The 22039-nt window shown below is 72.0% G+C and carries 20 protein-coding genes; 9 read left to right on the forward strand and 11 right to left on the reverse strand.

Annotation, left to right across the window (positions count from 1 at the left end; all coding sequences use genetic code 11):
• Window positions 1–15 precede the first annotated feature (15 nt).
• From ACIQOE_RS04045 to ACIQOE_RS04055, 3 genes are read left to right on the forward strand one after another with little or no spacing between them, the layout of a single operon-like run.
• Window positions 16–282 carry a protealysin inhibitor emfourin gene (locus ACIQOE_RS04045; RefSeq protein ID WP_362646294.1) on the forward strand — a complete coding sequence of 89 codons (267 nt, stop codon included), beginning with the start codon at window positions 16–18 and terminating at the stop codon, window positions 280–282.
• Between the two features lie 59 nt (window positions 283–341).
• Entirely contained in the window at window positions 342–1703 is a 1362-nt protein-coding gene (locus ACIQOE_RS04050) for a GH1 family beta-glucosidase (protein WP_401409533.1), read from the forward strand.
• A complete protein-coding gene (locus ACIQOE_RS04055) occupies window positions 1700–2953 on the forward strand; it encodes an MFS transporter (RefSeq protein ID WP_401409535.1) in 1254 nt (417 codons plus the stop codon). Before ACIQOE_RS04050 ends, ACIQOE_RS04055 begins: the two co-directional genes overlap by 4 nt.
• A 10-nt stretch (window positions 2954–2963) precedes the next feature.
• Here ACIQOE_RS04055 and ACIQOE_RS04060 read toward each other — a convergent pair whose 3' ends face one another.
• Window positions 2964–3821 (reverse strand): NAD(P)-dependent oxidoreductase, encoded by an 858-nt coding sequence (locus tag ACIQOE_RS04060; RefSeq protein WP_362646301.1) that lies wholly within the window; start codon window positions 3819–3821, stop codon window positions 2964–2966.
• A 131-nt stretch (window positions 3822–3952) separates the two neighbouring features.
• Here ACIQOE_RS04060 and ACIQOE_RS04065 point away from each other — a divergent pair, with 131 nt between their 5' ends.
• The 3 genes from ACIQOE_RS04065 to ACIQOE_RS04075 all read left to right on the forward strand — a co-directional run bounded on the left by ACIQOE_RS04065 (window position 3953) and on the right by ACIQOE_RS04075 (window position 9927).
• Window positions 3953–4801, forward strand: coding sequence for a helix-turn-helix transcriptional regulator (locus ACIQOE_RS04065; RefSeq protein ID WP_401409537.1), 849 nt, complete (start codon window positions 3953–3955; stop codon window positions 4799–4801).
• Between the two features lie 66 nt (window positions 4802–4867).
• Window positions 4868–9400 (forward strand): DUF6531 domain-containing protein, encoded by a 4533-nt coding sequence (locus tag ACIQOE_RS04070; RefSeq protein ID WP_401409539.1) that lies wholly within the window; start codon window positions 4868–4870, stop codon window positions 9398–9400.
• Window positions 9401–9444: 44 nt separating this feature from the next.
• Window positions 9445–9927 carry a hypothetical protein gene (locus ACIQOE_RS04075; RefSeq protein WP_351319567.1) on the forward strand — a complete coding sequence of 161 codons (483 nt, stop codon included), beginning with the start codon at window positions 9445–9447 and terminating at the stop codon, window positions 9925–9927.
• Between the two features lie 31 nt (window positions 9928–9958).
• Here ACIQOE_RS04075 and era read toward each other — a convergent pair whose 3' ends face one another.
• Complete coding sequence (gene era, locus ACIQOE_RS04080) at window positions 9959–10927, reverse strand: GTPase Era (RefSeq protein WP_351319565.1); 969 nt, start codon at window positions 10925–10927, stop codon at window positions 9959–9961.
• Window positions 10928–11093: 166 nt separating this feature from the next.
• Between era and ACIQOE_RS04085 the strand changes: the two genes are divergently transcribed.
• Window positions 11094–12404 carry an ammonium transporter gene (locus tag ACIQOE_RS04085; RefSeq protein WP_351319563.1) on the forward strand — a complete coding sequence of 437 codons (1311 nt, stop codon included), beginning with the start codon at window positions 11094–11096 and terminating at the stop codon, window positions 12402–12404.
• The gene (locus ACIQOE_RS04090) at window positions 12401–12739 is read left to right on the forward strand and encodes a P-II family nitrogen regulator (RefSeq protein WP_351319561.1); all 339 of its coding nucleotides are present in this window, start codon (window positions 12401–12403) and stop codon (window positions 12737–12739) included. Before ACIQOE_RS04085 ends, ACIQOE_RS04090 begins: the two co-directional genes overlap by 4 nt.
• Here ACIQOE_RS04090 and ACIQOE_RS04095 read toward each other — a convergent pair.
• From ACIQOE_RS04095 to ACIQOE_RS04130, 8 genes are all read right to left on the reverse strand, one after another.
• Window positions 12633–13691, reverse strand: a complete 1059-nt coding sequence (locus ACIQOE_RS04095) for a WxL protein peptidoglycan domain-containing protein (RefSeq protein ID WP_365563418.1) — start codon at window positions 13689–13691, stop codon at window positions 12633–12635. The two genes, ACIQOE_RS04090 and ACIQOE_RS04095, sit on opposite strands and share 107 nt — an antisense overlap.
• A gap of 79 nt (window positions 13692–13770) precedes the next feature.
• Window positions 13771–15105: a beta-xylosidase gene (locus tag ACIQOE_RS04100; protein ID WP_401409542.1), complete on the reverse strand. Its 1335-nt coding sequence runs from the start codon at window positions 15103–15105 to the stop codon at window positions 13771–13773.
• Between the two features lie 160 nt (window positions 15106–15265).
• Window positions 15266–15733 carry a hypothetical protein gene (locus ACIQOE_RS04105; RefSeq protein ID WP_351319555.1) on the reverse strand — a complete coding sequence of 156 codons (468 nt, stop codon included), beginning with the start codon at window positions 15731–15733 and terminating at the stop codon, window positions 15266–15268.
• A 347-nt stretch (window positions 15734–16080) separates the two neighbouring features.
• The gene (locus ACIQOE_RS04110; protein ID WP_351319553.1) at window positions 16081–16431 is read right to left on the reverse strand and encodes a cytidine deaminase; all 351 of its coding nucleotides are present in this window, start codon (window positions 16429–16431) and stop codon (window positions 16081–16083) included.
• Window positions 16432–16482: 51 nt separating this feature from the next.
• A complete protein-coding gene (locus tag ACIQOE_RS04115; RefSeq protein WP_351319551.1) occupies window positions 16483–16842 on the reverse strand; it encodes an MmcQ/YjbR family DNA-binding protein in 360 nt (119 codons plus the stop codon).
• Window positions 16839–18140: a hemolysin family protein gene (locus ACIQOE_RS04120; RefSeq protein ID WP_362646322.1), complete on the reverse strand. Its 1302-nt coding sequence runs from the start codon at window positions 18138–18140 to the stop codon at window positions 16839–16841. The genes ACIQOE_RS04115 and ACIQOE_RS04120 overlap by 4 nt, the downstream gene beginning before the upstream one ends.
• 17 nt (window positions 18141–18157) lie before the next feature.
• Window positions 18158–18655 carry an rRNA maturation RNase YbeY gene (ybeY, locus tag ACIQOE_RS04125; RefSeq protein WP_351319547.1) on the reverse strand — a complete coding sequence of 166 codons (498 nt, stop codon included), beginning with the start codon at window positions 18653–18655 and terminating at the stop codon, window positions 18158–18160.
• A gap of 14 nt (window positions 18656–18669) precedes the next feature.
• The gene (locus ACIQOE_RS04130) at window positions 18670–19737 is read right to left on the reverse strand and encodes a PhoH family protein (RefSeq protein ID WP_351319545.1); all 1068 of its coding nucleotides are present in this window, start codon (window positions 19735–19737) and stop codon (window positions 18670–18672) included.
• Window positions 19738–19986: 249 nt separating this feature from the next.
• On the opposite strand from ACIQOE_RS04130, the gene ACIQOE_RS04135 reads away from it, so the two are divergent.
• Entirely contained in the window at window positions 19987–20676 is a 690-nt protein-coding gene (locus ACIQOE_RS04135) for an FAD binding domain-containing protein (RefSeq protein ID WP_401409546.1), read from the forward strand.
• A gap of 131 nt (window positions 20677–20807) precedes the next feature.
• Here ACIQOE_RS04135 and ACIQOE_RS04140 read toward each other — a convergent pair whose 3' ends face one another.
• Window positions 20808–21983 (reverse strand): carbohydrate kinase family protein, encoded by a 1176-nt coding sequence (locus ACIQOE_RS04140; RefSeq protein ID WP_399008613.1) that lies wholly within the window; start codon window positions 21981–21983, stop codon window positions 20808–20810.
• Window positions 21984–22039 lie beyond the last annotated feature (56 nt).

A 22039-nucleotide genomic window follows, 5' to 3' on the forward strand; every position in this document is an offset into this window, starting at 1 on the left:
ACTACACAGGGACCCATGCGTATTCAGGTGAGGCGTACGGGCGGGTTCGCGGGCATCGAGCGGCAGGCCGAGGTGGACACCTCGGGGCGGCCCGACGCCCAGGAGTGGCAGACCCTGGCCGAGCACGCGCTCGCGGCCGGCCGGGGCGCGCCCCCGCACGGGGTGCCGGACGGGTTCGCGTACCGGATCACGGTGGACGGGCGGACCGCGTACGCGGCCGACCCGCAGCTGACCGCCGAGCAACGAGAGCTGATCACAAGGGTGTTGAAGGAGGGCGCCTGAACGGCACCGGCAACGGGTAGTTCACGCCGAGGCGTTGACTTCCGTTACTGGTGGTAAGGATGATCCCGGCCATGGCGACTGACGCGGTCCATCCGGCACCTGAGCTCCCCGGCTTCCCCGACGGTTTCCTCTGGGGTGTGTCGACCTCGGCCCACCAGATCGAGGGGGCGGCAACGGAGCGCGAGTCCTCCGTGTGGGACGTGTTCTCGGCCGGACCCGGCCGGATCAAGGACGGTTCGACGGCGGCGGTGGCCTGCGACCACGTCCACCGCCACCGCGAGGACGTCGCCCTGCTGGCCGGCCTCGGCGTGGACGCGTACCGCTTCTCGGTCTCCTGGCCGAGGGTGCGCTCGGCGGGCGGCCTGGACTTCTACGACCGGCTGGTGGACGAGCTGTGCGCGGCCGGCGTACGCCCGGTCCCCACCCTCTTCCACTGGGACCTGCCGACGGCCCTGCACGACAAGGGCGGCTGGCTGGAACGGGACACCGCGGCCCGGTTCGCCGACCACGTCACGACGGTCGCGGACCGGCTCGGCGACCGCGTCCACAAGTGGATCACCCTGAACGAGCCCGCCGAGCACACCCTGTTCGGCCACGCCCTCGGCGCCCACGCCCCCGGCGAGCGGCTGATGTTCGACGCGCTCCCGGCCGCCCACCACCAGCTCCTCGCCCACGGCCTGGCGGTACGGGCGCTGCGCGCGGCGGGGGCCGCCGACATCGGCATCGCCAACTCCCACGGCCCCACCTGGCCGGCCTCGCCGGAGCAGCCGGACCTGGACGCGGCCGCCTTCTACGACCTCCTGCTCAACCGGCTGTTCGCGGAGCCGGTCCTGCTGGGCGCGTACCCCGACGGCATGGGTGACCTGATGCCGGGCGACGTCGCCGCGGACCTGGCGGTGATCGCCGAGCCGCTCGACTGGTACGGCGTCAACTACTACGCCCCGACGAAGGTGGGCGCCCCGCGCGGCACCGAGATCGAGTTCGGCGGGCTCACCCTCCCGGCCGACCTCCCCTTCTCCGTCCAGGACATCGAGGACGTGCCGGTGACGGACTTCGGCTGGCCGGTGGTCCCGGAGGGCCTGACCGAACTCCTCACCGGCTTCCGGGACCGCTACGGCGACCGGCTCCCGCCGATCGTCATCACCGAGAACGGCTGCTCCTACGAGGGCCTGGACGACCAGGAACGGATCGCCTACCTGGACGGCCACATCCGGGCGCTGCACCGGGCGGTTCGGGCCGGGGTGGACGTGCGCGGCTACTTCGTCTGGTCGCTGCTGGACAACTGGGAGTGGGCGGAGGGGTACGCGCGCCGGTTCGGCCTGGTCCACGTGGACTACGCCACCGGGACGCGGACCCCGAAGTCGTCCTACCGCTGGTTCCGCGACCGGCTCCTGGCCCAGAGAGCCCGGGCGCGCGGATGACCACGACGCGGGAGCCGGCCGCGCTGGCCGAACCGGCCGAGCGGGTCGGCCGGGGCTGGACCTCGGCGCTCAGTCTCGCCAACGGGGCGATCTGGGTGGGCTGGTACGGCCCGCTCCAGATCCTCCTCGCCTCCCAGGCGAAGGACTTCGCGCCCGGCTCCGGGATGTCGAAGGAGACGATGCTCGCGTGGGTGACCGGCGTCGGCGCGGTGGTGTCGCTGGCGGCGAACCCGCTGTTCGGCGCGCTGTCGGACCGTACGACGTCCCGCCGGGGCCGCCGCACGCCGTGGATCGTCGCGGGCACGGCCGGCGGGGCGCTGTCCCTGCTGCTCCTGGCGGGCGCCGGCGGCATGGGGACGATGATGCTGGGCTGGTGCCTGGTCCAGCTGACGCTGAACGCGGCGTTCGCGGCCGTCACGGCGGCCGTGCCGGACCGGGTGCCCAGGAGCCAGCGGGGCTCGGTGGGCGGCTGGCTGGGCGCCGCGCAGATCCTCGGGGTGGTCGGCGGCACGGGGCTGGCGACGGCCGTCGGGGGCGTCGGGGCGGGCTACACGGCGTGCGCGGTGTTCACGGCGCTCGGCGTGCTGCCGTACGTGCTCCGGTACCCGGACCTCAGGCTGGCGCCCGCGGACCGGCCGCCCTGGTCACGGCGGGGCTTCCTCGCCGGGTTCTGGCTGAGCCCGCGCCGCCACCCGGACCTGGGCTGGGCGTGGCTGACCCGCTTCCTGATCAACCTCAGCAACGCCCTGGTCCTGCTCTACCTGCTGTACTACCTCCGCGACCGCCTGCACCACGCCGACCCCGAGCAGGGCGTGCTGATCCTGACGGCGGTGAACGGGCTGACGCTGATGGCCACCGTCGTGGTCGGCGGCGTCTGGTCGGACCGGGTGGGCCGGCGCAAGCCGTTCGTGATCTGGTCGGGGATGCTGATGGCGGCGGCGACCGCGCTGCTGGCCGGCTGGCAGACCTGGCCGGGGGCGATCGTCGCGGCGGCCCTGCTGGGCGTCGGCTTCGGCGTCTTCACCTCCGTCGACTTCGCCCTGATGACGGACGTGCTACCGACGGCCCTGGACCGCGGCAAGGACCTCGGCGTCATCAACGTGGCCAACGCCCTGCCCCAGGTCGCCGCCCCCGCCCTCGCCGCGCCGGTCGTCACCTACCTGGGCGGCTACCGGGTGCTCTACCTGCTCGCGGCGGTGATCGGGCTGGCGGGGGCGGGGCTCGTGGGGCGGATACGAGGGGTCGACTAGGGCGTGTTGTTCACAGGGCTCCGGCGTCGCGGGCGGTCCACACGCTCGGGTAGATCGGCCGGAAGCCGAGGTCGCGGCGGATCCGCTGGTTGGACATGATCCCGAACCAGGGGTCGGCATCGGTGCGGGTGTGCTGGTCCGCGGGCATCTCCACGCCGTTGAGCCGGTACAGCTCGACGGTCGTGACCGGGGCGTCGTCGGCGATGTTGTAGAGCGGGCCGCCGACCGCCGGGGCGTACAGCAGACGCATCAGGCCCTGGCCGACGTCCGCGTGGTGGGCCATCTGGAGCCGCTGGGCGGGCGCCCAGTTCACGGCCCAGCGCATGACGGCGGCCAGGTGCGGGTCCCCCTCGCCGTAGACGAACGGCAGCCGCCCGATCCGCACCTCCATGGCGCCCGCCAGCGCGAGCAGCTCCCGTTCGGCGGCCGCCTTGGACTCCGGGTAGGCGCCCCACAGCTCGCCGCCGGGCCGGCTCTCGTCCTCCTCGGTCAGCGGCCTGCCGCGCCCGGTGCCGTACACGTTCCCGGTGCTGACCTGCACGAACCGTCGTACGCCGGCCGCCAGGGCGGCCCTGCCGAGGGCCACCGCGGCATCGTGGTTGACGGCCCACGCCTCCTCGTCCGGCACCCCGCGGAAGGCCGCGGCGACGTTCACGACGGCGTCCGCCCCGGCGACGGCCTTGCCGAGCGCCTCCTCGTCCCGCAGGTCGCCGACGGCCACCTCGGCGCCGAGGGCCTCGAACGGCTCGCCGCGGGCCGCGTCCCGCACCAGCACGCGCACCCGCTCCCCCGGCCGGGTCTGGCCGAGCAGCCGGGGCACGAACCGCCGTCCGACCTGTCCGGTCGTTCCGGTGACAAGAGTGATCATGACGTTCTCCTTCTGGGCCTTCGCTCCGACACCACCACCCTCGGCCCGGCGGACCGGCACCGGGAGAGACCTCCCGATCAGGGGACCGGCAGTCCCTGGATAAGCCGGGCGGCCCGCGTCACCCTGGAGGGGTGAACCGCCCCGAACTGGCCGACTTCCTTCGCCACGCCCGCACCCGCCTGGACCCCGCCGACGTGGGCCTGGCCGCCGGCGCCCGCCGCCGCACGCCGGGCCTGCGCCGCGAGGAGGTGGCGTCCCTGGCCGGCATGTCGGCGGACTACTACACCCGCCTCGAACAGTCCCGGGGCCCGCGCCCGTCCCGCCAGATGCTCACGGCGATGGCCCGCGCGCTGCGGCTGACGGATGACGAACGCGACCACCTGTTCCACCTGGCCGGCGAGGAGCCGCCGCGCCGGGAGGCGACGAGCACCCACGTCCGCCCCGGCCTCCTCCTGGTCCTGGACCGACTGCACGACACCCCGGCGCTGGTGACGACCGACTACGGCGAGGTCCTGGCCCAGAACGCGCTGTCGCGGGCGCTCAGCGGTGACGTCCTGGCCCGGCCGCCGCGTGAACGGAACCTGCTCCGGCGGTACTTCCTGGACCCGTCGGCCCGCGACCTGTTCCCGCCGGAGGACCGGCCGGCCCACACCCGGGACCACGTGGCCAACCTGCGGGCGGTGGCCGCGGCCCGCCCCGCCGACCCGGTCCTCGCCGCCCTCATCGCCGAACTCCTGGCGGGCAGCGAGGAGTTCGCCCGCCTGTGGGCCGACCACGAGGTGGCGGTCCGGCGCGCCACCGTCAAACGCTTCCTGCACCCCGCCGTCGGCCTCCTGGAACTGGACTGCGAGGTCCTCCTCAACGCCGACACCCACCAGCAACTGGTCGTCCACACCGCCCGCCCGGGTTCCCCCTCCCACGAACGCCTGCAACTGCTGCGGGTGGTGGGCCTCCAGGACATGACCCCGAGCCGCTCCTGACCCCTCGGATACCGTTGCCGGAACGCACACGCAATGAGCGAACGACGGCAACGGGGGTTGCGGGGTATGGCGGGGTACCGGCCGGCGGACTGGCAGCCACTCGACCTGGACCGGGATCCCACGCCCGGTGATCCGTACCGGGTCCGTACGCTCGCCTCCCAGCTGCACGCCTTCGCCGATGACGTCTCGGACGCGTTGCGTCTGGTGAAGGGCATGGCGGGTGAGGACACCCTGCTGCAGTGGGCGGGGAAGTCCGCGGACGTCTTCAAGGAGCAGTTCAAGGACGTTCCGAAGAACCTGAAGAAGCTGAAGAAGTCCTACGAGTTGTGCGGAGACGCGCTGGCGGACTACTGGCCGAAGCTGGAGCGTGCGCAGGCTCTGGCGGACCGGGCGCTCGCGAAGGCGAAGGACGCCCAGTCCGATCTTTCCTCGGCCAAGTCGCGGCTGTCCTCGGCTGATTCGTGGGTGACGCGGGCCGGGAAGGAAGCCGACAAGTACAAGGACGACCCCACCGGCGCGAAGTCGGACGGCGAGAAGCCGGACGAGGCGAAGGTGCGGGCCGCGACCCGGGACATGCGGAACGCGAAGTCCGCCCACACGGCGGCGCAGTCGGATGTCACGTCCGCGCAGAGCGCGCTGGACGCGGCGAAGAAGATGGCCGAGGACGCGCGGAGGATGCGCGACGACGCGGCGGGCGAGGCGAAGCGGAAGATCGACGAGGCGTCGGACGCGGGGATCCCGAACCGGCACTGGTGGCAGGACGTGGGTCACTGGTTCGAGGACAACTGGGACACGATCGTCACGGTCTGCAAGGTCGTCGTCGCGGTCGTGGGGATCATCGCGCTGATCATCGGCGGTCCGATCCTCGGCGCGATCGTCCTGGTCGCCGCCCTCGTCGTCCTCGCGGACACCCTCTACAAATACTCCAAAGGCCAAGCCTCCTTGTGGGACGTCGCGTTCGCGGCCCTGGACTGCATACCCGGCGGCAAGGGCATCACGTCACTGGGCAAACTCGCCAAGGGCGTCAAGGAGTTGAAGAACCTCCGCGGCGGCATGAAGGCCATGAGCATCGGAGTGAAGGGGCTCGGCAGGAGCACCCGTGCGCTGAGCCGGCAGATGAAGAAGCTCGTCACCTGTGGCGACCCGATCGACATGGCCACCGGGCAGATGGTCCTCTCCGAGACGGACATCCTGCTGGACGGGGTGTTCCCCCTGGAGATCGAGCGGCACCACCGGACCGGCCTCGGCGACGGACGTATGTTCGGCCCCGCCTGGACGTCCACGGTTGATCAGCGACTGATCCTCGAACCGTACGGGGTCCGGTTCCACACCGCCGACGGAATGGCCCTCACCTATCCGCTGCCGGCCCAGGGCGTCCCGGTGCTTCCCGTCGAAGGCCCACGGTGGCCGCTGGAGTGGGTCGACGAAGGGGCCGGAGTCCTGGCCGTACGCCGACCGGAGACCGGCCTGACACTCCGTTTCCGGCGGCTGCCCGGCCACGCGGCGACCGATCTGCCGCTCGTCTCCCTCACCGACGCCAACGGCAACACCGTCGCTCTGAGCCACGGGCCGGACGGCACCCTCACGGAGGTCGCGCACAGCGGAGGCTACCGGCTGGGGGTGACGACGGAAGCGGGCCGGATCAACCGGTTCACCCTGCTCAGCGACCCCGAGCGGCCGACGCTCCTGCGCTACGGGTACGACGCGAGGGGTGATCTCACGGAGATCTACAACTCCTCAGGTCTGCCTCTGAGATTCGACTACGACGAGCGGCACCGCATCACCGGCTGGGAGGACCGCAACGGTGTCCGGTACCGGTACACGTACGACGACGAAGACCGGTGCACGGCCACCACCGGAACCGGCGGCATCCTTGACTACACCTACCTCTACGACGCGAAGCGCCACACCTCGGTAGCCACGAACTCCCTCGGCCACAGCACCACCTACCGGTTCGACGAGGCCTACCGGCTGATCACCGAGACCGACCCGCTCGGGCACACGACGACCCGGACCTGGGACCGGCACGGCAATCTCCTGACCCTCACCGACCCGCTCGACCGGACCACCGGCTACACGTACGACGAGGACGGCAACACCACCCTCGTGGTCCATCCGGACGGAAGCGGCTCCGCCTACACCTACACGCGCGGCGGGGACCTGGTCACGGCTGTCGAGCAGGACGGTGCCACCTGGCACTACGCCTACGACGACCGCGGAAACGTGGTGTCCGTCACCGACCCGTCCGCCTCGACCACCGCCTACCGCTACGACGACCGGGGCGCGGTCGCCTCGGTCACCGACACACTCGGCGGCGAGAGCCGGGTGACCAGCAACGCCGCGGGGCTGCCGACCGAGGTGACCTCACCGGTGGGGGCCGTCACACGGTTCCGCTACGACGCGTTCGGCCGGGCGGTCCAGGTCATCGAGCCGGACGGCGGGGCGACCGCCGTGGCATGGACCGTCGAGGGGCATGCGGCGCGGCGCACCTTCCCCGACGGCTCGGCCGAGACCTGGACCTACGACGCCGAGGGCAACATCCTCACGCACACCGACGTACTGGCCGCCGTCACTCGTTTCGAGCCGGCCCCCTTCGACCGGACCGCCGCCCGGACCGACACCGACGGCGGCAGGATCGAATTCACGTACGACACCGAACTCCGGCCGGTAGCCGTACGCAACGCCCAGGGGCAGACCTGGACGTACGTCTATGACCCCTTGGGCGACCTCATCGCTGAGACGGACTTCAACGGCCGCGAGACCGCCTATCTGCGGGACCCGGTGGGAAGGGTCGTCGAACGCGTCAACGGCGCCGGTCAGTCCGTACGCTACCGTCACGACGCGCTGGACCGGGTGATCGAGCAGGAGGACTCCGACGGCCGCGTCACGCACTTCGAGTACGACCGGGGCGGAGCTCTCCTGCGTGCCGTCAACGCGGACGCCGATCTCTCGTTCACCTACGACGCGAACGGCCGCGTCCTGACGGAGACCTGCAACGGCGCGACGCTGACGAACGCCTACGACGCCGCCGGCCGGCGCATACGTCGCCGGACACCGGGCGGCCTGCTCAGTGAGTGGCGCTACGACGCCGGGCATCACCCGGCCGAGCTGCACGGCTCGGGGCACACGGTGGGCTTCGCCCACGACGCCGCCGGCCACGAGGTGCTGCGGTCCCTGCCGAACGGAGCGTCGTTGCGGCAGGGGTGGAGTTCCACCGGGCATCGCCTGGTGTCCCAGGTCGTGGGGGCGCGGGACGAGCCGGACCTGATCGCCCGCTCGTACACCTACCGTGCCGACGGCCTGCCCAGCGTCGTCACCGACTCCACGTCGGGCTCCACCGCGTACGCGCTCGACTCGCGCGGACGGGTCACCGCGGTCACCGCCCGCGACCGCCGGGAGAACTACGCCTACGACGGTCTGGGCAACCTCGTCCGGTCCGAGCTTTCCGGACTGTCCGACGGTCGGACACCCGAGGTCCAGGGTGCCCTCACCTACCGGGGCACCCTCGTGCAGAGCGCCGGGCGTTCCCGGTACGAACACGACGCCCAGGGCCGGGTGGTGCGGCACACCCGCACCCTGTTGTCCGGCGGACACCGCGTCTGGGCTTTCACCTGGGACCCCGAGGACCGGCTGCGCGCCGTGCGCACCCCCGACGGGAGCCTGTGGCGTTACCGCTACGACCCGCTGGGCAGGCGGACCGCCAAGGAACTCCTCGCCGCCGACGGTACAACCGTCCTGGAACGGACCGACTTCGTCTGGGACGGCACCCGGCTGGCCGAGCAGAACCGCTCGGCTGCCCGGGGTTCCTCGGAGACGACCACATGGGACTGGGAACCGGGCGGTGACCGCCCCCTCGTACAGCGCACCCGGTCGAGCGGCGGCCCGGACGACGACTCATGGGTCGACGAACGGTTCTACTCCATCGTCACCGATCTCGTCGGCACACCCACGGAACTCGTCGACGAGGATGGCCGGGCGGTCTGGCGCTCCCGGAACACCCTGTGGGGCCTGCCGACGGGCGCCCCGCCGTCCCCCGGTCAGGCTGACTGCCCGCTGCGTTTTCCGGGCCAGTATCTCGACGTCGAGACAGGGCTGCACTACAACCACCACCGCTACTACGACCCCGCCGCGGCCCGGTACCACAGCCCCGACCCGCTGGGGCTGGACCCGGCCCCGCACCACCACGGCTACGTCGTCAACCCGCTCGCCTGGGTCGACCCGCTGGGGCTGGCTCCCTCGTGCAAGACCGTCATCCGGCACTACACGACCAAGAGCGGCTACAACAAGATCATGGGCGGCGGTGGCAAGAACGGCATCACCCTGAAGGTGCCGGCCACGACCCAGGGGAGAAACGCCGCCGCAGTGTACGTCACACCGATGAGCCCGGCAGAGGTGGCCAAGAAGCCCGGCGGCTTCAAGTCCTATCTCGGTCTCACGAAGGAGAAGAGCGAGTACATGATCGAATTCGAGGCCGAGAAGAAGCTCTTCTCCGGGCGGCTCCGGGGCGGCCGGGACCACATCTGGTTCTCCGGCAGCGACGTCACCGTTCCCCGCGACGCGATTCGGTACCACGGCCCGACCTCGGGTTGGACGGCCTGAACCAAGCACATCACACAGACACCGCACCCCAGCGAGGAACACGTATGGACCTGACCGGTCATTCGAACGACTTCACCGTGGACTCGGCCTTCCCCGACGCCATGCGCCGCTTCGTGGCCCGCGCCCGCCGGCGGTGGTCGCGGCTCCTGCTGTCCGGGGAGCCGTCGGCCGGGGAGGCGCCGTGGCGGCTTCCCGAACCGGACGACGACTACTCCGGGATCGTCACCTTCTCCTCCGGGCCGGAGATGGAGGACTTCTGGGAGGAGAACGGCTACGCGCTGGACCACTCGGGGCAGGGGCCGTTCGCAGTCTTCTACCGCCGCCGCACCGGGCCGCTGCACGCCACGGCGATCTCCGGCATCAGGACGGACGACCCCGACGTCGGACAAGCGGTCGAAGGAACGGGCCTGTTGATGGCGGAGTACTACACCGTCAGCCTGCTCACACCGGAGGACCCCGCGACCGACCCCTTCTCGGCGGGGGTGGTACGGGATTTCGTCGCCGCCTTCGGGGAGACGGCGCAGTAGGACAGCGGGGCCGGCCCTAGGGCAACACGCCCTAGAACCCCAGCCGCCGCAGCTGCTTCGGGTCCCGCTGCCAGTCCTTGGCGACCTTCACGTGCAGGTCCAGGAAGACCGGGGTGCCCAGCAGGGCCTCGATCTGCTTGCGGGACTTGATGCCGACCTCCTTCAGGCGCTTGCCCTGGGGGCCGATGACGATGCCCTTCTGGCTGGGGCGCTCGATGAAGAGGTTGGCGTGGATGTCCAGGAGGGGCTTGTCGGCGGGGCGGTCCGGGCGCGGCAGCATCTCCTCGACGACGACGGCGATGGAGTGCGGCAGTTCGTCGCGGACGCCCTCCAGGGCCGCCTCGCGGATCAGTTCCGCGATCATGACCTGCTCGGGCTCGTCGGTGAGGTCGCCCTCGGGGTAGAGCGCCGGGCCCTCGGGCAGGAGCGGCACGAGGAGGTCGGCCAGCAGGCTCACCTGCCGGTCGCCGGTCGCCGACACCGGCACGATCTCGGCCCACTCGAAGCCCAGCTCCTTGCCCAGCTGGTCGATGGCGATCAGCTGCTCGGCGAGGGCCTTGGAGTCGACCAGGTCGGTCTTGGTGACGACGGCGATCTTCGGGGTCTTGCGGATCCCGGCCAGCTCCTTGGCGATGAAGCGGTCACCGGGACCGATCTTCTCGTTCGCCGGCAGGCAGAAGCCGATCACGTCGACCTCGGCCCAGGTCGTGCGGACGACGTCGTTGAGCCGCTCGCCGAGCAGCGTGCGCGGCTTGTGCAGGCCCGGGGTGTCGACCAGGATCAGCTGCGCGTCCGGCCGGTGCACGATGCCGCGTACCGTGTGCCGCGTGGTCTGCGGCTGGTTCGCGGTGATCGCCACCTTCTGCCCGACCAGAGCGTTCGTGAGGGTGGACTTGCCCGCGTTGGGGCGTCCGACGAAACAGGCGAAGCCCGCCCGGTGGACGGCCTTCGACGGTTCCGACGGCTCGGTTGACTGGCTGCGAACGCTCATGGCCCCCATTCTCCCTGATCCACGAGCCCCCGCCGTACCGTGAGAATTCGGTGACGCAGCGGCAACGAAACGTCACGGAAACACTCCTGTAGGCGGCCGGAAACGCGATGCGGTGAATCTCTGACGAGCCCGCACGACGTTCCCCTGCCGAGCCCCCACGACGCCGGAGCCGCCCGTGATCACCGCCGCCGCGCACGCCGACACCGGCGACACCGCCTGGCTGCTCGCCGCCACCGCCCTGGTCCTGCTGATGACGCCCGGCCTGGCCCTGTTCTACGGCGGCATGGTCCGCACCAAGAGCGTCCTCAACATGCTGATGATGAGCTTCGTGTCGATCGCGCTGGTGACCGTGGTGTGGCTGGCGGCCGGATACTCGCTGGCCTTCGGGCCGGACGTCGGGGCGGGTCTGCTCGGCGGCCTGACGCACGCGGGGATGAGCGGGCTCGGCCCGGACAGCGTGCAGGGCACCGTCCCCACCCTCCTGTTCGCCACCTTCCAGCTCACCTTCGCGATCGTCACGGCCGCGCTGATCAGCGGTGCGGTCGCGGACCGGGCGAAGTTCGGGGCGTGGCTGGTGTTCGTGCCGGTGTGGGCGCTGCTCGTATACGTTCCGGTGGCGCACTGGGTGTGGGGTCCGGGCGGCTGGATCGCGCGGTACCTGGGCGCCCTGGACTTCGCCGGCGGCCTGCCCGTCGAGATCGGCTCCGGCGCCTCCGGCCTGGCGCTGTGCCTGGTTCTGGGCCCGCGGCTCGGGTTCAAGAAGGACGCCATGCGCCCGCACAACCTCCCCATGGTGGTCATGGGCGCCGGTCTGCTCTGGTTCGGCTGGTTCGGATTCAACGCGGGCAGCGCGCTCGGCGCGAACGGTCTGGCGGCCGCCGTCTTCCTGAACACCATGGCCGCCGGCTGCACGGGCCTGCTGGGCTGGCTCTTCGTGGAGCAGCGGCGCGACGGCCACCCGACCACGCTGGGCGCGGCCTCCGGCGCCGTCGCCGGCCTGGTCGCGATCACTCCGTCGTGCGGTTCGGTGTCGCTGCCCGGCGCGCTGGTGGTCGGCCTCGCCGCGGGCGTGGTCTGCTCGTACGCGGTCTCCTGGAAGTTCCGGCTGAACTACGACGACTCGCTGGACGTCGTCGGCGTCCACCTGGTCGGCGGAGTCGTCGGCACCCTCCTGATCGGCCTGTTCGCCGAGCGGGCCATGACCGGCGGCGCCGAGGGCCTCCTGTACGGCGGCGGGCTCGCCCAGCTCGGGAAGCAGGCGGTGGCGGTGGCGGCCGTCGCGGCGTACGCGTTCACCGTGACGTACGGGCTCGGCCGGCTGCTGGACAGGACGCTGGGCTTCCGGGCGAGCGAGGACCAGGAGCACACGGGTCTCGACCTTACGGTGCACGCCGAGACGGCTTACGATCACGGAGTCCTGGGCCACGGCGCCCCGGTCGGCGCGTCCCTCCTCCCCTCCGCCCAGAAGGTCAAGCCCCAGCCATGAAGCTCGTCACCGCGATCGTCAAGCCCCACCGCCTCGACGCCGTGAAGACCGCACTCCAGGAGCTCGGCGTGCACGGCCTGACCGTGACCGAGGCCAGCGGGTACGGCCGGCAGCACGGCCACACCGAGGTGTACCGCGGCGCCGAGTACCGCGTCGACCTGGTACCCAAGGTCCGCATCGAGGTGGTCGTGGAGGACGCCGAGTCCGAGCCGGTGATCGAGGCGATCGTCACGGCCGCGCGGACGGGGAAGATCGGGGACGGGAAGGTGTGGGCCCAGCCGGTGGAGACGGTCGTACGGGTACGGACGGGCGAGCGCGGTCCCGACGCCCTCTGAACGGCCGCGGCGGACCACGGCGCCGCCGGACCCGGGCCAGCAGCACGCCGCCGGCCACCCCGGCGGCGAAGACCAGCCCCACCACCAGCCACGGCAGGGCGAGGAACGACGTGCTCGCCGACTCCTCGGTGCCGTGCGCGCTGGCCGTCAGCGTGACGTTCCCCCAGTCGAACTGGGGCGCGTCCCGCCAGGGCGCGGTCAGGCGCACGCGCTCTCCGGGCAGCAGCTCGGAGGGGACGCCGGTGAGGTCGCGGCTGAGCAGCGTACGGCCGAACAGTCCCTCGGCCCGCAGCCGGACCCGGGGGTTCAGCGTCACGTTCCCCGTGTTGTGCAGGGTGTAGGAGACCGTCGCCGTGCTGTCGCCGAGGCCGGGCACGAGCGGCTGGTGGTGGACGAGGCGCACGTTCTCGACGGAGACAGCCGGCAGCGTGGGCCCGCTGACCCGCAGGTAGACGCGGGCGCCGACGGCCCGCTGCACGCCGAGCGCGAGGGAACCGGCTCCCGGGTCGACGCGCTCGTCCAGCGCCACGATCGCTCCGGGGTGGTCGCCGGGTTCGGCGTCCCCGGGCACGTGGAGGGTGAAGGGGACGGTGACCGTCCGGTGCGGCGGCACGGTGATCCGCTTCTTCGCGATCCGCGCCCAGGCCCCCACCCCCCGCATCTTCTCGCGCACCGTCCGGACGGCGAATCCGCCGTCCCGCGCGGTGTTGTAGGCGTCGGCCGCGTACAGCCGGAAGGTGAGCGGCCTGCCGGTCTTGTTGGCGACGGCCACCTTGTCGGTGATCGTCCGCCCGGGGTCCAGGGAGAGGTAGAAGTACGGCCGCGCGGCGATCCTGGAGGCGACCGGATACACGGACCAGCTGCCGTTGTCGGCGGCGTGCGCGGGAGCCACCGCGCACAGGAGTCCGAGGAGCAGGCTCAGGAGGAGGACATACGGCTTGACGCGACGCATGGGTGCGGACCCCCGGTCGGAAGCGGTTCGGGTGGCGACCGGGTCCGTCCGGCGGGCCCGGTCGCCACGGGGAGGTGGCTCAGCTGAGCGTCAGGGTGAGGACTCCGGAGTACGATCCCGGCGGCGTGAACGCCGGTACGTCCAGGGAGAGTCCGGCGCCGACGGTGAACTCGCCGCCGGTGACGGTGGAGTCCGGGGCCGACGCGAGGGTCGCTCCGGAAGCGCCGACGGCACCCGCCGAACCGGCCGCACAGGTGCTCGGGCTGCCCGCCTTGGTCGCGCAGGACGGCGTCCAGCTCAGCTTCCCGGCGTCGATCTTGGCGCCGGGCCCGGTGAAGTCGGTGACCTTGCCGGTGAGCGACCACCCGGCGGGACCGCCGCGGAAGTCCTTCACGGTGACGGTCTGCAGCGCGCCGGTGGACGCCCCGCCCTGGCCGAAGTCGACCGCCGACAGCGCGACGGAGTCCCCGGCCTGGGACATGGACAGGGTGCCCGCCTTGACGGTGGTCGTCAGCTTCTGGCTGCCGTCCGGCACCGGAGTGGTGTCGTTGACCACGTAGGCGGCGGGACCGGCGCCCGCCGTGTCGCTCCACGCGCTTCCCTCGTACGCCACGATCCCGGTCGTCGTCTTGTCGTTGACGGTGAGCGGGGCGCTGAAGGAACCGTCGGAGCCCGCGGTGGCGGTGGCCGTGTCCGCGGTCTGGCTGCTCCCGGACCGGCCGGCGAGCGTGACGGCCGCGCCCGGGGTGAAGTTCCGCCCGCTGACGGTCACGCTGTCACCGGCGTTCCCGGAGGCCGAACTCAGAGAGATGGCGCGGTTGTTGACCGGGGTCGAGTCGGTCGCCGTGACGGTCTGCGACACCGGGGCGGGCGGGTTGGTGACCGTGCAGGGGGTGTCCAGCTCCAGGATGTAGCTGGTGTGGATGTTGTAGTCGCCGGGCGAGAGGGTGATGGCACCCGGCGAGGTGACCGTGAAGGTGCCGGTCATCGAGAACGACGGGAAGGTGCCGTAACCGGGCACCGGGTCGTTCTTCTTCGGCCCGGTCACGGTGACGTCCCCGCTCTGCGCCCCGCCCAGGGTCACCTTCCCGGTCGGCGTCATGATGTCGGCCGGCAGGGCGAGCGCGGTCGGGTTGTTGGCGGCGGGCGTGACCACCGTGTAGGTCACGGTGACCGTGTCGCCGACCTTGGGTGTGGCGTCGTCCACCGAGACGCTCGCGGTGGTCGTGCCGTCGATCGGCGGGAGGCCCGCGACGGCGGGCGGGATGCAGTGGGTGGCGAAGTCGACGTTCGTCCCGGCGGCACCGGCCGGACAGGCCAGCGCGCCTCCCGCCGTGACCGCCAGCGCGGTCGCCCCGAACAGTGAGACCAGGCGCCACCGTCGGGATCTTCGTGATCTTGGGGGTGAACCCATGGAAGCCCCCTCCTGAGGGTTGCGGGCGCAGCGGCTCCTCTGCGCCGACAGGGGGCCATTGATGTGGAGGGCGCGTGAGAAGTCAATGGAGATGCCGCAGAAACCTGACGGTTCATCAGCTTCTGCGGCATCCGGAACGAACCCGTCAGCGCGCCCGGGATCAGAAGACGAACGGACCGGGCGACTGGGCCGCGCTGGACGTACAGGTGACGGTGATGCCGAAGATGACCATCTTCAGCGAGCCGCCGTGGAAGTCGAGGCTGTCGCCGGAGGCGACGGTGCCGGGCAGCGGGCCGACGGTGACGGCGCTGCCGGCGGCCATGGCCGGGTTCACGGTGCCGCTGAAGACGACGTTGCTGCCGTGCGAGTTGGCCATGGTGAGCGTGGAGGCGATGGAGTTCGCCGACAGGGCGAGCGGGGTGGTGATCGCGGTGGAGGTGAGCTTGAGGGTGGCCGAGGTACCGCTCTGGGTCGCGGTGAGGGTGGCCGCGCCGCCGCCGAAGATGCCGCAGCTGGCGGTGACGGTGGCGGTGGTCGGGGTGACGGCGGCGGCCGAGGGTGCGAAGGCCAGCGCCGTGGCGGCGAGGGCCCCCGCCGCGAGGGCCGCACCGGTGGTCAAGCGTTTCATGGGATCGGGCTCCCTTCCCGTTGTGGGAATGCCATGTGGGGATGGCGACCCCGGTCCGGGTGGATGCGGGCACACCGCGGGGCGCCGGTTCCGGCGCCCCGCCCGTATCTGACGGTCCGTCGGAACTTACGGTCCCATTGATGCGCGAGCGACACGGACCCGACAAGGTTGAAATCTGGCCTAGTGCGACGGGGCGGTGCGGCCACCGGGGCGAGTGCGGGTGCGTGGGGGCTGGTCGCGCAGTTCCCCGCGCCCCTTTCGGGGGCGCGGGGAACTGCGCGAGCGACCACGACGTACCCGCACCCGGGTCAACGGTCCTCGTCCGCCCCCCGACGGAGTCAACCCGGTCAGGCCGGGACGGTCAGTCGTACCTCTCCGTCCGGCCCCGCCAGCAGCACCGGCGTCCCCGCCCCGCCGAGATCCCGCACCGCCGCCAGGTCCTCGGGACCGACCCCGTCCGCGCCGGTCACGACCGCCGCCGCCTCCAGCGACTCCGCCCCCGACGCCACCGCCATCGCCACCGCCGTCCGCAGCGCGCTCAGCTTCAGCGAGGCCAGCTCCACCGTGCCGGCCACGTAGGTCCGGCCCGTGGAGTCCCGGACCGCCGCCCCCTCGGGCACCCCGTTGCGGGCCCGGGCCGAACGGGCCAGGGTGACGATCTTCCGGTCCTCGGGGTCAAGCGCGCTGCTCTCGGTCATGCCCCGAGCATACGAACAACTTGACTCGGTCAGACACCCGGGCCGCCCGCGTCAGGCCCGGTCAAGGCGCAGCCGTTCCGCCCTCGGCAGACCGGCCACGACCAGGTCGTAGGAGTCCTCTACGAGTTCCTTCAGCAGCCGGTCGGGCAGGCCGCCGTCCGCGGTCACCGTGTTCCAGTGGCGCTTGTTCATGTGGTAGCCGGGGACGATCAGTCCCTCGTGGTCGGCGCGCAGCCGCACCGCGTCCTCCGGGTCGCACTTGAGGTTGACCGTCAGCGGGCGTGCGTCCAGCCGGCTCAGCGCGAACATCTTGCCGAGCACCTTGAAGACGGAGGTGTCCGGGCCGAAGGGGAACTCCTCGGCCGCCGCGTTGAAGGAGAGGCACAGGGCGCGGAGCCGGTCGGGGGTCACTCGGGTGCGTCCTCGGGGTCGTCGGGCACCGGAACCGGCTCCACCAGCACCGTCACGATCTTGTTCCGGCGGCCCGCGGCGGCCTCCGCGGTCAGCGCCAGCTTCCGGCCGTCGGGCAGTTCGACCTGGGCGGCGGCACCCGCGATGGGCACCCGGCCGAGCGCCTTGGCGAGCAGGCCGCCGACGGTCTCCACGTCCTCGTCGTCGTACTCCTCCAGGCCGTACAGCTCGCCGAGGTCGGTGATGTCGAGGCGGGCGGTGACCCGGTAGCGGTCGTCGCCGAGGTCGGTGACGGGCGGGAGTTCACGGTCGTACTCGTCGGTGATCTCGCCGACGATCTCCTCCAGGATGTCCTCGATGGTGACGATCCCGGCCGTGCCGCCGTACTCGTCGATGACGACGGCGACGTGGTTGCGTTCCTTCTGCATCTCGCGCAGCAGGTCGCCGGCGTTCTTGGTGTCGGGCACGAAGAACGCGGGCCGCATCGCGGTGGAGACGAGGTCGGACTCGGCGTCCCGGCTGATGTGCGTCTTGCGGACCAGGTCCTTCAGATACACCATCCCGACGATGTCGTCCTCGCTCTCGCCGGTGACCGGGATGCGCGAGAAACCGGAGCGCAGGGCCAGGGTGAGGGCCTGCCGGATGGTCTTGTACCGCTCGATGACGACGAGGTCGGTGCGCGGGACCATCACCTCGCGCACGAGGGTGTCGCCGAGTTCGAAGACCGAGTGCACCATCCGGCGCTCCTCGTCCTCGATCAGGGACTCCTTCTCGGCGAGGTCGACCAGGGCGCGCAGTTCGGCCTCGGAGGCGAACGGACCGCGCCGGAAGCCCTTGCCCGGGGTCAGGGCGTTGCCGATGAGGATGAGCAGGTACGGGACCGGGCCCATGATCCTGGCCAGCGGCAGCAGGACGTACGCGGCGGCCGTGGCCGTGTTCAGCGGGTGCTGGCGGCCGATGGTGCGCGGGGAGACGCCGACGGCGACGTAGGACACGAGAACCATCACGCCGATCGCGGCGAGCAGCGCCTCCCAGGTGGCGGGGATCTCCTGGAGGCAGGCGTAGGTGACCAGGGCCGCGGCGGCCATCTCGCAGGCGACGCGGACCAGCAGCGCCACGTTGAGGTAGCGGGTGGGGTCGGCGGCGATCTGGGCGAGTTTGGCGCTGCCGCGCCGCCCGGACTTCACCGCCTCCTCGGCGCGGAAGCTGGAGACGCGGGCGATACCGGCCTCGGCGCAGGCGGCCAGCCATGCGACGACGACCAGGGCGATCGCTCCGGCGACGATCTGGGGACTCATACGAGGCCGACCCCCGGCTAGGAGACCGTGGGCGCGGGCGAGGGGCCGGTCAGGCCCTTCTCTCCGCGCCAGCCGTCCACGATGGCCGCCTGCAGGCCGAACATCTCGGCCTTCTCGTCGGGCTCCTCGTGGTCGTAGCCGAGCAGGTGCAGCACTCCGTGGACGGTGAGCAGTTGGAGCTCCTCGTCCATGGAGTGCTGGGTGTCGGCCTCGGCACCCTGCTTGGCGGCGACCTCCGGGCAGAGCACGATGTCGCCGAGCAGCCCCTGCGGCGGCTCGTCGTCGTCCTTCGACGGCGGGCGCAGCTCGTCCATCGGGAAGGACATGACATCGGTCGGCCCGGGCAGGTCCATCCACTGGATGTGCAGCTGCTCCATGGCGTCGGCGTCCACGACGATCACCGAGAGCTCGGAGAGCGGGTGGATGCGCATCCGCGCGAGGGCGTAGCGGGCGATGTCGAGGATCGCCTGCTCGTCGACCTCGGTTCCGGACTCGTTGTTGACGTCGATCGACATGGCGCTGTGCTTGTCTACTTCCCCTTGTGCCCGGACTTCGAGCGGCCGCCCTGGTGGGCGCCGTTCTCCGTGCCGTGCGTGCTGTCGTACTGCTCGTACGCGTCGACGATACGGCCCACCAGCTTGTGCCGTACGACATCGTGGGACGTCAGCCGGGAGAAGTGCACGTCCTCCACGCCCTCCAGGATGTCCTGCACCTGGCGCAGACCGGACTTGGTCCCGTTGGGCAGGTCGACCTGGGTGACGTCACCCGTGATCACGATCTTCGACTCGAAGCCGAGCCGGGTCAGGAACATCTTCATCTGCTCGGGCGAGGTGTTCTGGGCCTCGTCGAGGATGATGAAGGCGTCGTTGAGGGTGCGGCCGCGCATGTAGGCGAGCGGCGCCACCTCGATGGTGCCGGCCGCCATCAGGCGCGGGATCGAGTCCGGGTCGAGCATGTCGTGCAGCGCGTCGTACAGCGGCCGCAGGTAGGGGTCGATCTTCTCGTAGAGCGTGCCCGGCAGGAAGCCGAGCCGCTCGCCCGCCTCGACCGCGGGCCGGGTCAGGATGATGCGGTTGACCTGCTTGGACTGCAGGGCCTGCACCGCCTTGGCCATGGCGAGGTAGGTCTTGCCGGTACCGGCGGGGCCGATGCCGAAGACGATCGTGTGCTTGTCGATCGCGTCGACGTACCGCTTCTGGTTGAGGGTCTTGGGGCGGATCGTACGGCCGCGCGAGGACAGGATGTTCTGGGTCAGAACCTGGGCCGGGGTCTCCTCCGCGCCCTCCCCGTTCTCACTCGCCCGCAGCATGGCGATCGAGCGTTCCACTGCGTCCTCCGTCATCGGCTGCCCGGTGCGGAGCACCAGCATCATCTCGTCGAACAGGCGCTGGACGATGGCGACTTCACGGGCATCGCCGACCGCGCTGATCTCATTGCCCCGGACATGGATGTCGGCCGCCGGGAAGGCCTTCTCGATCACACGCAGCAGGGAGTCGCCGGATCCCAGCACGGTGACCATGGGGTGCTGGGCGGGAACCTCGAACTGAGCTCGGGCCTGCTGCTGCGCGGGCGTGTGAGCTGTGGGTGTCTGAGTCATGGGCCGGCGCTTAAGGCCTGCGGTTCCTCCTCATCACGGCCGCGTAGCTGAGGGCGGCCTCGCGCTACCAAGCGTACGACGCCGGGGTGACAACGCCGTAGGCCTTTTCCCGGCGGAAGGCGCCCCCATTGCCGCCGTGAGCCCTGCATGCGCTCCGGTGCGCCGGGGCAGAATCCGGTTTCACCGCCACGCGTGGCCGGGGGGCCGCGTCCGCTCCGCGCCACCTGTCCGCCCAGAAAGCAGGTAGCCGTGCGCTTGCGTCTGCCCACGTCGGTGTCCGAGGCCCGCCAGTGCCTGTCCGAGGGAGCGATACCCGTCGGTGGTGCGACCCTCGTCTGGGCCGTGTGGCAACGGGACGGCTTCCCGGAACAGGCGGTCTCCCTGCGGAACGTGCCCGAGGCCACGGCGATCGGGGACGGCGTGCTCGGGGGCGCGGTGCTGCTGCACCAGGTGGACGACCGGGTTCCCGAGGTGCTGCGGACGGCGGCGAAGGGCGTCGGCACGGGCTCGGTGCGCCGGACCGCGACGGTGGGCGGGAACCTCGCCGGGTCGACCCTGCGGGACCTGCTGCCGGCGGCGATCGTGCTGGACGCGTGGGCCGAGGTGCTCACGGCGGACGGCGTGGACGAGGTGGACCTGGCCGAGCTGGAGGCCAAGGCGCCGGTCCTGCTGGCGCTGCGCTGGCGGGAGCCGGTGCGGGGCGCGTACGCGAAGGTCGCGGATCCGGCGGGCGGCGAGGTGCCGACGATCGCCGCGGCGGCGGTGGACACGGGGGGTGTGCTGCGGGTCGCGGTGCGGGAGCGGTACGAGCTGAGCCGCGGGTCGGCCGCGGCCGGCGGGGACGGGGTGGAGGAGCTGTTCGCCGGGGCGCTGGCCGGGGTGTCCGAGGGGGGACGGGCGCTGGTGCGGGAGCAGGTCGCGAGGGCGACCGGGGCGTAGGCGGGGGCGGGCGGGTCCGTCGTCGTCGGCCGCGGGCCGGTGGGGGCTTGTCGCGCAGTTCCTCCCCCAGCCTCCGGCCGGGGGCACCCCCAGCGCCCCTTCCGGGGGCGCGGCCGACGACGGACCGGGCGTCACCCCGCCCGGCCGAAGCCGATCGTCGGGACCGCTCGGCGCAGCGGCCAGGGCCGTACCTGGTCCTCCTGGGGCACCAGCCCGTCCAGGAACGCGTACCGCCGCAGCGCCGCGGGGTCCTGGCCGTCCACCGACTGGACCTTGCGCCACCACGCGCCGATCTCCGACCAGCCGGGCGCGGACAGCGAGCCGCCGAACTCCTGGACGGAGAGCGCCGCCGTCAGGCCCGCGAAGGCGAGGCGGTCGGCCAGCGGCCAGTCGGCGAGGGTGCCGGTGACGAACCCGGCGACGAAGACGTCTCCCGCGCCGGTCGGGTCGAGGGCCTCCACGGCGATCGCCGGGACCTCCGCGGACTCGCCGGTCCGCCCGTCGACGGCGTAGGCGCCCTCGGCGCCGAGGGTGACGACGGCGAGGGGGACGTATCGGGTGAGGGCGTGGGCGGCGGCCCGCGGGCAGTCGGCGCCGGTGTAGCGCCGCGCCTCCTCGGCGTTCGGCAGGAACGCCTCGCAGTGCTCCAGGTCGGCGAGCCCGGCCAGGTCCCAGGCACCGGTGTCGTCCCAGCCGACGTCGGCGAAGATCCGGGTGCCCTCGGCGGCGGCGCGGGCGATCCAGGGGTTGCGGGTGCCGGGGGTCAGGGAGGCGACGGCGGCCCGCGCGTGCGCCGGGTGACCGGGCGCGTTCTGCTGCCGGAACAGGGTGTCGGCGGGCGGCTCGTGGCCGTGCGAGACCATGGTCCGCTCGCCCTCGTACGCCATGGACACGGTGACCGGCGAATGCCAGCCGCGCACCGTCCGTGACGGGGAGAGGTCGATGCCCTCGCCCTGTTCGAGGGCGTCCCAGCAGTACTCGCCGTAGTGGTCGTCGCCGAACGCGGCCGCGAGGGAGGTCTTCAGGCCGAGCCGGGCCAGCGCGGTGGCCATGTTGGCGACGCCGCCGGGGCTGGAGCCCATGCCCCGCGCCCAGGACTCGGTGCCGCGCACGGGCGCGGAGTGCAGGCCGGTGAAGACGATGTCGAGGAAGACGGTGCCGGTGAGGTAGACGTCCCACGGCGGATCGCCGGGCGCGCGCAGGCCGGCCAGCGGGTCGACCTGGGCGGCGCAGTGGGACGTCGTTGCTCCTCTGTCGTCGTCGAGGTACTCCGGTTCCTCTCCGGCGAACGCGTTGGACGCGGTCACGGTGCGCTCCCTGGACGTGGTGCGGATCCGGCCAGTCTGCACCATGCCGGGGCGGT

It is taken from the genome of Streptomyces sp. NPDC091282, assembly GCF_044757385.1.
Taxonomy (GTDB): Bacteria; Actinomycetota; Actinomycetes; order Streptomycetales; family Streptomycetaceae; genus Streptomyces; species Streptomyces gramineus.